Origin of the sequence: Streptomyces sp. CNQ085, from assembly GCF_022614595.1 — a bacterium.
Classification (GTDB): Bacteria; Actinomycetota; Actinomycetes; order Streptomycetales; family Streptomycetaceae; genus Streptomyces.
The window spans coordinates 14,948-27,373 of sequence record NZ_JAJFAU010000055.1 but is presented as its reverse complement, the minus strand read 5'-3'; the positions used below and the strand labels follow the sequence as shown (position 1 = coordinate 27,373).

The 12,426-nt window shown below is 72.7% G+C and carries 13 protein-coding genes and 1 pseudogene; 8 read left to right on the top strand and 6 right to left on the bottom strand.

The genetic code is table 11. The annotated features are described in order from the left end of the window. The 6 genes and pseudogenes from LJ221_RS12060 to trpA all read left to right on the top strand — a co-directional run. Positions 1-109, top strand: a pseudogene (locus LJ221_RS12060) (Trp biosynthesis-associated membrane protein); the annotation flags it as partial. A gap of 48 nt (positions 110-157) precedes the next feature. Then, entirely contained in the window at positions 158-400 is a 243-nt protein-coding gene (locus tag LJ221_RS12055) for an HGxxPAAW family protein (RefSeq protein WP_241716191.1), read from the top strand. Between the two features lie 237 nt (positions 401-637). Further along, positions 638-1,444 (top strand): indole-3-glycerol phosphate synthase TrpC, encoded by an 807-nt coding sequence (gene trpC, locus LJ221_RS12050; protein WP_241716189.1) that lies wholly within the window; start codon positions 638-640, stop codon positions 1,442-1,444. Between the two features lie 18 nt (positions 1,445-1,462). Next, the gene (trpM, locus tag LJ221_RS12045; protein ID WP_241716187.1) at positions 1,463-1,615 is read left to right on the top strand and encodes a tryptophan biosynthesis modulator TrpM; all 153 of its coding nucleotides are present in this window, start codon (positions 1,463-1,465) and stop codon (positions 1,613-1,615) included. 132 nt (positions 1,616-1,747) lie between these two features. Then, positions 1,748-2,998 (top strand): tryptophan synthase subunit beta, encoded by a 1,251-nt coding sequence (gene trpB, locus LJ221_RS12040; protein ID WP_241716186.1) that lies wholly within the window; start codon positions 1,748-1,750, stop codon positions 2,996-2,998. Further along, complete coding sequence (gene trpA, locus LJ221_RS12035; protein ID WP_241716184.1) at positions 2,998-3,816, top strand: tryptophan synthase subunit alpha; 819 nt, start codon at positions 2,998-3,000, stop codon at positions 3,814-3,816. Before trpB ends, trpA begins: the two co-directional genes overlap by 1 nt. 82 nt (positions 3,817-3,898) lie before the next feature. Here trpA and LJ221_RS12030 read toward each other — a convergent pair whose 3' ends face one another. From LJ221_RS12030 to LJ221_RS12005, 6 genes are all read right to left on the bottom strand, one after another. Beyond that, positions 3,899-5,371 (bottom strand): cation acetate symporter, encoded by a 1,473-nt coding sequence (locus tag LJ221_RS12030; protein WP_241716182.1) that lies wholly within the window; start codon positions 5,369-5,371, stop codon positions 3,899-3,901. Then, on the bottom strand, positions 5,368-5,766 hold the full coding sequence (locus LJ221_RS12025) for a hypothetical protein (RefSeq protein ID WP_241716180.1): 399 nt from the start codon (positions 5,764-5,766) through the stop codon (positions 5,368-5,370). The genes LJ221_RS12030 and LJ221_RS12025 overlap by 4 nt, the downstream gene beginning before the upstream one ends. Then, complete coding sequence (locus LJ221_RS12020; RefSeq protein WP_241716178.1) at positions 5,763-6,548, bottom strand: LytTR family DNA-binding domain-containing protein; 786 nt, start codon at positions 6,546-6,548, stop codon at positions 5,763-5,765. Before LJ221_RS12020 ends, LJ221_RS12025 begins: the two co-directional genes overlap by 4 nt. Then, complete coding sequence (locus LJ221_RS12015; protein WP_241716176.1) at positions 6,545-7,651, bottom strand: sensor histidine kinase; 1,107 nt, start codon at positions 7,649-7,651, stop codon at positions 6,545-6,547. The genes LJ221_RS12020 and LJ221_RS12015 overlap by 4 nt, the downstream gene beginning before the upstream one ends. 160 nt (positions 7,652-7,811) lie before the next feature. After that, positions 7,812-9,512, bottom strand: coding sequence for a cation acetate symporter (locus LJ221_RS12010; RefSeq protein WP_241716174.1), 1,701 nt, complete (start codon positions 9,510-9,512; stop codon positions 7,812-7,814). Continuing rightward, positions 9,509-9,886, bottom strand: a complete 378-nt coding sequence (locus LJ221_RS12005; RefSeq protein ID WP_241716172.1) for a DUF485 domain-containing protein — start codon at positions 9,884-9,886, stop codon at positions 9,509-9,511. The genes LJ221_RS12010 and LJ221_RS12005 overlap by 4 nt, the downstream gene beginning before the upstream one ends. Before the next feature lie 372 nt (positions 9,887-10,258). Here LJ221_RS12005 and lgt point away from each other — a divergent pair, with 372 nt between their 5' ends. Further along, positions 10,259-11,236, top strand: coding sequence for a prolipoprotein diacylglyceryl transferase (gene lgt / locus LJ221_RS12000; RefSeq protein ID WP_241716170.1), 978 nt, complete (start codon positions 10,259-10,261; stop codon positions 11,234-11,236). A 192-nt stretch (positions 11,237-11,428) separates the two neighbouring features. Then, entirely contained in the window at positions 11,429-12,175 is a 747-nt protein-coding gene (locus LJ221_RS11995) for a VIT1/CCC1 transporter family protein (RefSeq protein ID WP_241716193.1), read from the top strand. The last annotated feature ends 251 nt before the right edge of the window (positions 12,176-12,426 follow it).

Below are 12,426 nucleotides of genomic sequence, written 5' to 3'. Positions count from 1 at the left end.
GCCCGCGGGCCGCCGCGCGGCACCCGACCCGGACCGCCCCGAGGAACTGTGGAAGGCCCTGGACCGCGGGGAGGACCCCACCACCGGGAGCGGCGCGAACCGGTCCTGACACAATGGCTGGTGAGCGAGCCCAGATCGGACCTACGAGGAGCACTCAATGGCGGGCAACAACCACGGACACACCCCTGCCGCCTGGACCGGCGCCACCATCGCGTTCATCGGCTTCTGCGTCGCCTCGGCCTTCATCGTGATGGCCGAACCGGTGGGGTTCTGGGTCGGTGTGGCCATCACCCTCCTCGGCGGCGTCGCCGGCCTGGTCATGCGCTCGATGGGTATGGGCCAGCCGGAGGAGTCGCACGGCCGCCGTCTGGATCAGTCCAAGGAGCGGGCGGGAGCCTGACGGGGCCGCCCCGGGCGGCTCACCCCGGCGCGGTGCCGGCGAGGCGGCACCGCGCTTCTTCCGTGCCCGGCCGCTCCGGCAAGGGGGGCGGCGATACCGCCCGGTATATGGGAACGGGCCGGCCGGATGCGGGTTCCGTGTCCCGGGCCGGATACCATCGCAGTGCGTGACCGCGTATCCGGACAAGCCCCGCGCACGCCGCAGGGGTCCGAGCCAGCCAGGAAGGGGGCCGCTCGCGTGAGTGTGCTCGACGAGATCATCGAGGGGGTCCGCGCCGACCTCGCCGAGCGGCAGGCGCGTGTCGGCCTCGACGAGCTCAAGGAGCGTGCGGCCCGTGCCCCGCGCCCGCTCGACGGTGTCGAGGCCCTCAAGGGCGAGGGCGTCAAGGTCATCTGCGAGGTCAAGCGCTCCAGCCCCTCCAAGGGGGCGCTGGCCGCCATCGCCGACCCGGCCGGCCTCGCCGCCGACTACGAGGCGGGCGGCGCCGCGGTCATCTCGGTGCTGACCGAGCAGCGGCGCTTCGGAGGCTCGCTGGCCGATCTGGAGGCGGTGCGCGGGCGGGTGGAGGTCCCCGTGTTGCGCAAGGACTTCATCGTCACCTCCTACCAGCTGTGGGAGGCTCGGGCCCACGGCGCCGACCTCGTCCTGCTGATCGTCGCCGCCCTCGACCAGGACGCGCTGGTGTCGCTGGTGGAGCGAGCCGAGTCCATCGGGCTGACTCCGCTGGTCGAGGTGCACGACGAGGAGGAGGTCGAGCGGGCGGTGGACGCCGGGGCCAAGATCATCGGTGTGAACGCGCGCAACCTCAAGACCCTGGAGGTCGACCGCGGCACCTTCGCCCGCCTCGCCCCCGAGATCCCCGAGAGCGTCGTGAGGATCGCCGAGTCGGGCGTGCGCGGCCCGCACGACCTGATCGCCTACGCCAACGAGGGCGCCGACGCGGTGCTCGTCGGCGAGTCCCTGGTCACCGGCAAGGACCCGAGGGCGGCCGTCGCCGACCTGGTCGCCGCCGGAGCCCACCCCGCCCTGCGGCACGGGAACTGAGGCGGGGGAACGACCGCGATGGCCCTGTCCGCCCGCCTCGCCCCCGGCTGCCGCCCCCGCGGCTGCCGCGCGCCCGCCCGCCGGGTGCTGGGGCGGCGTGTGCGCTACCACATCGGCTGCGAGCCGGGGCAGGTCAACGGCAGACGATGGCCTGAGCGGGCCGGGGGCTGAACGGCGCCCCGCCGCCGGCCACGCGCCCGCCCCGGCCGCACACCGCACCCGCCCTCCGGGCCGGTGCGTTCCACCGTCTCCCGTGACCACCACCCCTTCCTGGGGCACGCGCCCCGACAAGGAGCATGTCGGATGTCCACCGACTTCTTCGTTCCCGACCCCGAGGGCCGGGTGCCGACAGCCGAGGGCTACTTCGGCGCCTTCGGCGGCAAGTTCATCCCGGAGGCGCTCGTCGCCGCCGTGGACGAGGTGGCCGCCGAGTACGAGAAGGCCAAGGCCGATCCCGCCTTCACCGCCGAACTCGAGGACCTGCTCGTCAACTACACCGGCCGGCCCAGTGCGCTGACCGAGGTGCGGCGGTTCGCCGAGCACGCCGGCGGCGCCCGGGTCTTCCTCAAGCGCGAGGACCTCAACCACACCGGCTCGCACAAGATCAACAACGTGCTGGGGCAGGCGCTGCTGACCCGGCGCATGGGCAAGCCCCGCGTCATCGCCGAGACCGGCGCGGGCCAGCACGGGGTCGCCACCGCGACCGCCTGCGCCCTGTTCGGCCTGGAGTGCACCATTTACATGGGCGAGATCGACACTCAGCGCCAGGCGCTCAACGTCGCCCGGATGAGGATGCTGGGCGCCGAGGTCGTCCCCGTCGCCTCCGGCAGCCGCACCCTGAAGGACGCCATCAACGAGGCGTTCCGCGACTGGGTCGCCAACGTCGACCGCACCCACTACCTCTTCGGCACCGTCGCCGGCCCCCACCCCTTCCCGGCGCTGGTGCGCGACTTCCACCGAGTCATCGGCGTCGAGGCCCGGCGACAGATCCTCCAGCGCACCGGGCGGCTGCCGGACGCCGCGCTGGCCTGCGTCGGCGGCGGCTCCAACGCCATCGGCCTGTTCCACGCCTTCATCCCCGACGCCTCCGTGCGCCTGATCGGTCTGGAGGCCGCCGGGCACGGCGTGGACTCCGGCGAGCACGCGGCCACCCTGACGGCCGGCGAGCCGGGCATCCTGCACGGCTCGCGCTCCTACGTCCTGCAGGACGACGAGGGCCAGATCACCGAGCCGTACTCCATCTCCGCCGGGCTGGACTACCCCGGCATCGGCCCCGAGCACTCCTACCTCAAGGACACCGGGCGCGGCGAGTACCGCCCGGTCACCGACGACGAGGCGATGCGGGCGCTGCGCCTGCTGTCGGAGACCGAGGGCATCATCCCGGCCATCGAGAGCGCGCACGCGCTGGCCGGCGCGCTGGAGGTCGGCCGCGAGCTGGGCCCGGAGGCGCTGCTGCTGGTGAACCTCTCCGGCCGCGGCGACAAGGACATGGACACCGCCGCCCGCTACTTCGGGCTGTACGACGGTGCGGACACCGTGAAGGGGGCCGAGTGATGGCGGGCCGTGCGGAACTGCTGGGACGCGTCCTGGCCGGGGCGAAGGAGGAGGGACGGGCCGCGCTGGTGGGCTATCTGCCCGCGGGCTTCCCCACCGTGGACGGCGGCGTCGCCGCCTGCACCGCCCTGCTGGAGGGCGGCTGCGACATCGTCGAGGTCGGGCTGCCGCACAGCGATCCGGTGCTGGACGGGCCGGTCATCCAGACCGCCGACGACATCGCCCTGCGCGGCGGTGTGCGCATCGCGGACGTGCTGCGCACCGTGCGCGAGACGCACGCCGCCACCGGCGCGCCGGTGCTGTGCATGACGTACTGGAACCCCGTCGACCGCTACGGCGCCGAGCGGTTCGCCGCCGAGCTGGCCGAGGCGGGCGGCGCAGGCTGCATCCTGCCCGACCTGCCGGTCGAGGAGTCCGAGGTGTGGCGCAAGGCCGCCGAGCAGCAGGGCCTTGCGACCGTCTTCGTGGTCGCCCCCAGCAGTCGCGACGAGCGGCTGGCGAGGATCACCGAGGCCGGCAGCGGCTTCGTCTACGCCGCCTCCCTGATGGGCGTCACCGGCACCCGCGAGTCGGTGGGACAGGAGGCGGAGGAACTGGTGCGCCGCACCCGCGCCACCACCGACCTGCCGGTCTGCGTCGGACTGGGCGTCTCGAACGCGCGGCAGGCCGCGGAGGTGGCCGCCTTCGCGGACGGTGTCATCGTCGGCTCGGCCTTCGTCAAGCGGCTGCTGGACCACGAGGGCGACCCGGATGCCGGTCTGGCCGCGGTCCGCGAACTCGCGGGCGAGCTGGCCGAGGGCGTACGGCGCCGCGGCTGAGCGGGGCCGAGACCACGGGCCCGGGGGTGTGCGGTGGACGACCGCGCGCCCCCGGGCCCGCCCGTGCTCCCGGGCGCGCCCGTCAGGGAGCGTGCAGCCGCAGCACGGCACGCTCGGACCAGTCGGCCGGGACGCCGCGCAGCGAGACCGCGATCATCGTGAGGAACGCCAGCGGAACGGTCCAGGCGGCGGGCTGGGCCAGCAGCACGGTCAGCCAGGCCGACGACGGCTGCGTGAGGGCGGACAGCACCGCGGCCCCCGTCGCCGTGACCACCCCGGTGGCCAGCCCGGCCGCCGCGCCCGCGACCGTCAGCCGCGTCCACCAGATGCCCAGCACCAGCAGCGGGCAGAACGTGGAGGCCGCCACCGCGAACGCCCAGCCGACCACCACGTTGATGTCCAGGTGCGCGGCGGGCAGCGACAGCAGCACCGCCACCAGGGCCCCCGCCGCCACCGCCAGGCGCAGCCTGGCCACCCCACCGCCGAACAGGTCGTGGGAGAGCCCGCCGGCCAGGGCCAGCAGCAGCCCGGAGGAGGTGGACAGGAAGGCGGCGAACGCGCCCGTGGCCACCAGCGCCGTCAGTACGCTCCCCAGCGTCCCCGGCACGGCCGCCCCAGGCAGGACGACGGAGACGGTGTCGGTGGCGTTGCTGTGCACCAGGTGAGGGGTCAGCACCCGCCCCAGCAGTCCGTAAACGGCCGGGAACAGGTAGAACAGGCCCAGCAGGCCGATCACCAGCACGGCCACCCGGCGGGCGGCCCGGGCCGTGGGACTGGTGTGGAAGCGCATGATCACATGGGGCAGCCCGATGGCGCCCAGCGTGGTGGCCAGCAGCACCGACCAGGTGGACAGCAGCGGCATCCCCGCCCCCTGGATGTCGATCAGCGGACGGGTCCACTCCTCGGCGGCCGGGCCCGCCTCCCGGGCCGGCCGCAGCGCCTCGGTGCGCGTCTCCGCGCCGACGTGCACGATCAGGTAGATCGCCGGCACCGCGATGAAGGCCAGCTTGACCAGGTAGTGGAACGCCTGGACGTAGGTGGCCGACCGCATGCCGCCCACCGCGATCGACGCGCTCACCACCAGTCCGGCCAGCACCACGCCCACCCAGTAAGGGGTACCGCTGACCAGGCTCAGGACCACCCCGGCGCCCTTGAACTGCGGCACCAGATAGAGCCACATGATCACCAGTACGATCACCCCGCACAGCTTGCGGATCGCGGGCGAGCCCAGCCGGTACTCGGCGAAGTCGGGCACCGTGAACGCCCCCGATCGCCGCATCGGTCCGGCCACCAGCGCCACCACCGCGACGTACCCGGCGGTGAAGCCGACGGCGTACCACATCGCCCCGACGCCGTCCTTCAGCATCAGCCCGGCCAGACCGAGCACCGAGGCGGCCGACACGTACTCCCCGGCGATCGCCATGGCGTTCCAGCCGGGGGCGACACGGCGGGAGGCCACGAGGAAGTCCGGGCTGGTGCGGGCCGCGTGGACGCCGTACAGGCCGATGGCCAGGCTGGCGACCAGGATCAGGCCGATCGTGGTCACGGCGGTCACGGGCCGCTCCCGGCGCCCGTGCCCGCGGAGTTCTCCGCACGCTCGGCGCGGCGTACATGGCACAGGGCCAGCAGCAGCACCGGGTAGGTGGCCGCCACCAGCACCAGCCAGGACACCGGAACACCCGCCACGGAGAGCCGGTCCAGCACCGGCAGCGCGGCGATCGTCCCACTGGAACCGAACAGCACCACCCCCAGCAGGACCACCGTCCGCAGCGCGGTGCGGCGCTGCCCGGCGAACACGGCGCGGGCGGCCTCGGCGTCGGCCGGTGCGGGCAGCGGCAGCAGCTGCGGATGGCGGCGATGCCCGCGGGCCAGGGCGATACGGGTCTGCGGACTGGTGACCTTCACCCGGCGCGGACCACCGAGCTGGCCGCCCTTGACCGGGCTCTTCACCGGGCCGCCCTGCCCAGCCGGCCACTGCGCGCGGCCTCCAGCAGCTGCTCCTTCAGACCCCGGGCATGGCGGCGGCTGACCGGCACGTCACCGGCCGGAGTGCGGGCCACCAGCCCCGACGAGCTGGTGACCCGCAGGTCGTGGACCCAGCCGACGGCCACCAGATAGCCGCGGTGCACCCGCACGAAGCCCGCCGGAGCCCAGATCTCCTCCAGGGACGACAGCGACAGCCGGATCAGATGCGTGCCCTGCTCGGTGTGCAGCCGTATGTAGTCGCCGTGGGCCTCCACGAACTGGACGTCGTCGCGCCGCACGAACACCGTCCGGCGGCCGTGGTCGATCTGCACCACCGCCAGCTCGTCGCGCGGCTCCTCCGCGCCCTGCCCGCCCGAGGACGCGGCCCGCCGCGTGGCGCCGGCCCGGGCCACCGACTCGGCCAGCCGCTCGGGCCGGACGGGCTTGAGCAGGTAGTCCACCGCCCCGATGCCGAAGGCCTCGATGGCGTGGGACTCCGAGGCGGTGACGAAGACGATGGAGGGCGGCGCCGAGAGCTGGCTGATGACCCGGGCGACGTCCATGCCGTCCAGGCCGGGCATCGAGATGTCCAGGAAGACGGCGTCGAAGGCGGTCGCGCCCAGCAGCTGTACCGCCCGGGTGCCGCTCTCGGCGGCGTACACCTCGCCGACCTCGGGTGTGTCCGCCAGGAGATCGGCGAGCTCCTCGCGGGTGGACGCCTCGTCCTCGACGACGAGGACCTGAAGTGCCCGCGGTGCGCCGCTCATTGCGTAACCACTCCTCGCATGAATCGCGGCACCCTGATCGTCACCTTGGTGCCGTTGCCGGGCGCGGTCTCGATGACCAGGCCGTACTCCGGGCCGTACACGGTACGGAGCCGCCGGTCCACGTTGGCCAGGCCGACGTTCCTCGCCGGAGGACCGACCCCGGCGAGGATCGCCCGAGCGAGTTCCGGCTCCATGCCCACGCCGTCGTCCTCGATCTCGATGACGCACAGCGGGCCCTCGCCGAACCCCGAGACGCCGATGTGTCCGGGCCCGGCCTTCTCCTCCAGACCGTGGCGCACGGCATTTTCCACTATGGGCTGGACGACGAGGAAGGGGAGGGCGACGGGAAGAACCTCCGGCGCCATCCGGACGGTGATCTCCATCCGGTCGTCGAACCGGGCGCGCTGCAGCTCCAGGTACGTCTGGGTGGCCTGTAACTCGTCGGCGACCGTCACGTAGTCGCCGGCCGTGGAGAAGCTGTAGCGCAGGTAGTCGGCGAAATCGGTGAGCAGGCGGCGGGCGCGGCCGGGATCGGTGCGGATGTGCGCGGCGATGACGGCCAGGGAGTTGTGGACGAAGTGCGGGGAGATCTGGGCCCGCATGGTGCGCAGGTCCGCTGCCGCGATCCGGGCCCGGGCGCTGCGCAGTTCGGTGTGGTCCAGCGCCTGCGACACCAGCTCCGCCACCTCGGCCACCTCGTCCTCGCCCAGCGCCCGCTCGTCCGCGGAACCGCTGACGACCAGGCAGCCGGTCAGCTCGTCCGCCACCAGCAGCGGGGCGGCGCACAGCGGGGGCTCGCGGAAGACGGTGCCGTGTTCGTACACCTGGGCGAGCACCGCGTCCAGGTCGGTGCCCCGCGGCAGTGCGCCGTGCCGGGCTACGGGCCCGTCGAGGTCGGCGAGCACGACGGCCTCGGCGCCCACCAGCCGCCGGATGCGGCGGGCCGCGGCCAGGGCCCGGCTGCCGTGCAGACCGTCCTGGAGGTCCGCGCCGATCAGCCGCACCTTCCGCAGCGCGCCCATGGTCCCGGACAGGCCGGACCCGGCCGGGCCTGCCCGGCCCGCCCGCCCGAGGCGGACGCCGATCCACGATCTTCTGGCCACGCTGCGACCGTATAACGCGGCAAATAACGGTGGGGAGCCCTTCGAACCCGCTTCGAAGGGCTCCCATGGGGCCGATGACGGGGCCGGCGCCGTGTGCGGGGGGTCACGCCGGCGGAGAAGCCCCCCGCCCCCGGGAGGCGGGCGGGCCCGGTCGGTGCGGTCAGTGCTTGGCCGCGCCCTCGGCGCCGGCCCCGGTCAGGGCCCGCACCTGGAGTTCGGCGAAGCGCCGCGGGTCGCTCTCGCCCGAGGACAGCGTGCCGACGATCGCGCACAGCAGACCCAGCGGGATGGATACCAGACCCGGGTTGGTCAGCGGGAACCAGGCGATGTCGACGCCCGGGATCAGCGCCTTCTCGGCACCGGAGAACACCGGCGAGAAGATCACCAGACCGACCGCACTGATCAGACCGCCGTAGATGCCGGCGACGGCGCCCCGGGTGTTGAACCGCTTCCAGAACAGGCTCAGCAGCAGGGTCGGCAGGTTGGCCGAGGCGGCGATGGCGAAGGCAAGGCCGACCAGGAAGGCCACGTTGAGGCTCTGGGCGAAGATCGCCAGGACGATCGACGCGGCGCCGATGCCGAAGGCCGACAGCCGGGCGACCTTGATCTCCTCGTGCTCGGAGGCCCGGCCCTTGCGCACCACGCTGTTGTAGAAGTCGTGCGCCAGGGACGAGGAGGAGGCGATGACCAGGCCGGCCACCGTGGACAGGATCGCCGCGAAGGCGACGGCCGCGATGACCGCCAGCATCACCGAGCCGAGGAACTCGCCGCCGAAGTGCTCACCCACCTCCCGGGCCAGCTGTGGCGCGGCGGTGTTGCCCGCCGCGTCCTGAGCGGTGATGGCCTCCTTGCCCACCAGGGCCGCGGCGCCGAAGCCCAGGATCAGGGTCATCAGGTAGAACGAGCCGATCAGGCCGATGCCCCAGTTGACGGACCTGCGGGCGGCCCTGGAGTCCGGGACGGTGTAGAAGCGGATCAGGATGTGCGGCAGACCCGCGGTGCCCAGCACCAGGGCCAGGCCCAGGCTGATCAGGTCGAGCTTGTTCCACATCGTCCGCAGGGCGTCACCGGGCACCTCGACGCCGTACCGCAGCCCCGGTTCCAGGAAGGACTGCCCGGCGCCGCTGGCGTTCGCGGCGTCGCTCATCAGCTCGCCGAAGTCGAAGCCGTAGATGGCCATCACCAGGGCGGCCAGGATGATGGTGCCGCCCATCAGCATGCCGGCCTTGATGATCTGCACCCAGGTGGTGCCCTTCATGCCGCCGAAGGTCACGTACAGGGTCATCAGGATGCCGACGACGACGATGCCCACGATCTTGGCGGTGTCGGCGTCCATGCCCAGGTACGTCTCGCCCGGCCGGATGCCCAGCAGGAGGGCGACGACCGCGCCGGCGCCGACCATCTGGGCCAGCAGGTAGAAGACCGACACGGTGATGGTGGACACGGCCGCGGCGGTGCGCACCGGGCGCTGCCGCATCCGGTACGACAGCACGTCGGCCATGGTGAACCGGCCGGAGTTGCGCAGCAGCTCGGCGACCAGCAGCAGGGCCACCAGCCAGGCGACGAGGAAGCCGATGGAGTACAGGAAGCCGTCGTAGCCGAACAGCGAGATCATGCCCGCGATGCCCAGGAAGGAGGCGGCTGACATGTAGTCGCTGCCGATGGCGAAGCCGTTCTGCATACCGGTGAACTCGCGCCCGCCGGAGTGGAAGTCGGCCGCGGACCTGGTCTGGCGGCCCGCCCACACCGTGACACCGAGCGTCACGGCGATCATGACGATGAACACCAGGATGGTCAGGGTGCGGCTGCTGGAGCTGACCTCTTCGGCAGCCAGGAGCGCGTGGGAAGCGGCGGTCGTCATGCCCGTCCTCCCGTCCGGCCGGCGGACGCGCCGGTCAGCTCGGCCCTCAGGTCGTCCGCGAGCGGGTCGACCTTCCGGCCGGCGTAGCGCGCGTACATGATCGCGATGCCGAAGGTGCTGGCGAACTGGAGGACCCCGAACACCAGGGCCACGTTGACATCGCCGAACAGGACCGTGGACATCACGTCACGGGCGTAGGCGGACATCAGCACGTACAGCAGGTACCAGGCGAGGAAGCCGATGCTCACCGGGAGCACGAACCTCATCAGGTTCCGCCTGAGCTGGTCGAAACGCGGATCGCCGTGCATGGCCACCATGCGGTCCTCCGCGTCCTCGGCGGGGTCCAGGGTTTGTTGTGGACGGTCTGCGGACACTGCCGCCTCCTTCATCGGCACGACGCGATACGACACGACGTACGGGAGCGGAAAAGGAATGCGGGGAACGTAAGGTGCGTCACACTCGCGGTGAAGACGCTGATCGCGGTGTGCGGCGAACGCCGGATACGCGCGCCGAACGGTAGACCGTCGTGCGCCGAACGGTCGCCTTTCCGCGCCGAGCGGTCACCTCCGCGGGGGAAACGGCCGCGGAGCGCGCACCCGGGCGCGGGACGCGGGACCGCCCCGGAACCGGGCGGCCTCCCGCGCGTCGCGGGGCCTCACACCGTCCGTCACCGTCCGCGCGCGTTACGCACCCGTTGCCGGGCGGAGCGGCGCCCGGGGGTGAGGCACGGTAGCGTTCGTGGGGTCATGGAAACCCTTGCCTTCATCCCCAGCCCGTCGTCGGGCGAGATCGTCATCGGACCGATCCCGCTGCGGGGCTACGCGTTCTGCATCATCGTCGGCGTCTTCGTCGCGGTCTGGCTCGGCGGGAAGCGCTGGATCGCCCGCGGCGGACAGCCCGGCACGGTCGCCGACATCGCCGTGTGGGCGGTGCCGTTCGGCCTGGTCGGCGGCCGTCTCTACCACGTGGTCACCGACTACCAGTTCTACTTCGGCGAGGGCCGTGACTGGGTCGACGCCTTCAAGATCTGGGAGGGCGGCCTCGGTATCTGGGGAGCGATCGCACTGGGCGCGGTGGGCGCCTGGATCGCCTGTCGCATGAGGGGTATCGCGCTCCCCGCCTACGCGGACGCCATCGCCCCCGGCATCGCGCTCGCCCAGGCCGTCGGACGCTGGGGCAACTGGTTCAACCAGGAGCTGTACGGGCGTCCCACGGACCTGCCGTGGGCCGTGGAGATCGACAACGGCGTCCACACCGGCACCTTCCACCCCACCTTCCTGTACGAGTCGCTGTGGTGCGTGGGCGTCGCCCTGCTGGTCATCTGGGCCGACCGCCGCTTCCGCCTCGGCCACGGCCGTGCCTTCGCGCTGTACGTCGCGGCCTACACGGCGGGGCGCTTCTGGATCGAGTACCTGCGCATCGACGAGGCCCACGAGATCTGGGGCCTGCGTCTGAACAACTGGACCTCGATCGCCGTCTTCCTGGCCGCGGTGGCCTACATCATCCTCTCGGCCAGGCTCCGCCCCGGGCGTGAGGACGTGGTGGAGCCGGCGGCGGAGAAGACCGCCGGCGCCGGGCCCGACGACTCCGAGGGCACCGGTACCGGCGACGGCGCGACGGCGGAGGGCTCCCCCGGGGACACGGGGGAGGCCGCGGGGGACCGGACGGGCGGACCGGAGCGCGCCGAGCCCGCCGGAGGGACGTCCGCCTCCACCACGGGCTGACCCGGCGGCGAGAACCGCACAGGCCCCGGCCGTGCCCCTCCGGCGCGGCCGGGGCCTTCTCCACGCCATGGCGAAACCCCAGGTCAACGAGGTAAGTTCGGCCTGCCTTGCTGGAATCGAACCCCAAGGTGGACGTACGGTCGAGACATCGGGCACCAGGCGGGGGACACAGGAGGCAGGCGGATGTCGTCCATGACCGGAAGCGGGACCGAGACCACCCTGCGGCCCGGGGCGCCGAACTCCGCGCACCGCGACAACCACACCCACCGCGACGTGACCGGCGGCTGGCTGCGCCCGGCCGTCTTCGGGGCGATGGACGGACTGGTCTCCAACCTCGCCCTGATGACGGGCGTCGCCGGCGGCGACGTGGACCGCGACGTGATCATCATCAGCGGTCTGGCCGGTCTGGCCGCCGGAGCCTTCTCCATGGCGGCCGGCGAGTACACCTCGGTGGCCTCCCAGCGCGAGCTGGTCCTGGCCGAGCTGGACGTGGAGCGGCGCGAACTGCGCCGCAACCCCGAGGACGAGCAGCGGGAGCTGGCCGAGCTGTACGTGGGCCGCGGCGTGGAACCCAACCTGGCGGCGAAGGTCGCCGAGCAGCTGTCCAGGGATCCCGAACAGGCCCTGGAGATCCACGCGCGCGAGGAGCTGGGCGTGGACCCGGGCGAGCTGCCCTCGCCCGCGGTCGCCGCCCTCTCCTCCTTCGTCTCCTTCGCGGTGGGCGCGCTGATCCCCGTGCTGCCCTATCTGCTGGGTGCCGCCGCGCTGTGGCCCGCCGTGCTGGTGGCGCTGCTGGGCCTGTTCCTGTGCGGTGTGCTGGTCTCCAAGATCACCGTGCGCCCGTGGTGGTACAGCGGGCTGCGGCAGCTCACCCTGGGCGGCGCGGCCGCCACGGTGACCTACGGGCTCGGTACCCTGTTCGGAGTGGCCGTGGGCTGAGCCCGCCGCGCGGGCCCGCGCCCGCTCCGGCCCGTCCAATGTGAGCTGTTCAACTCCGAAATCCCGCGCTCGTCTGTTACCCGCCGGTTTCAGCCGTGTCACCGTTGGGAATGAACAGCGAGCGCTTCTGGCAGTGTCGCCGGCGCCCACTCGGATCCACGCAGCGGCCGCACGCCGTATGTCCGATTCGACCCCCTCGCAGGTTCGCATGATGGACCGAGGTGTCCGCCTTCGGAAGAAACCTCATCATG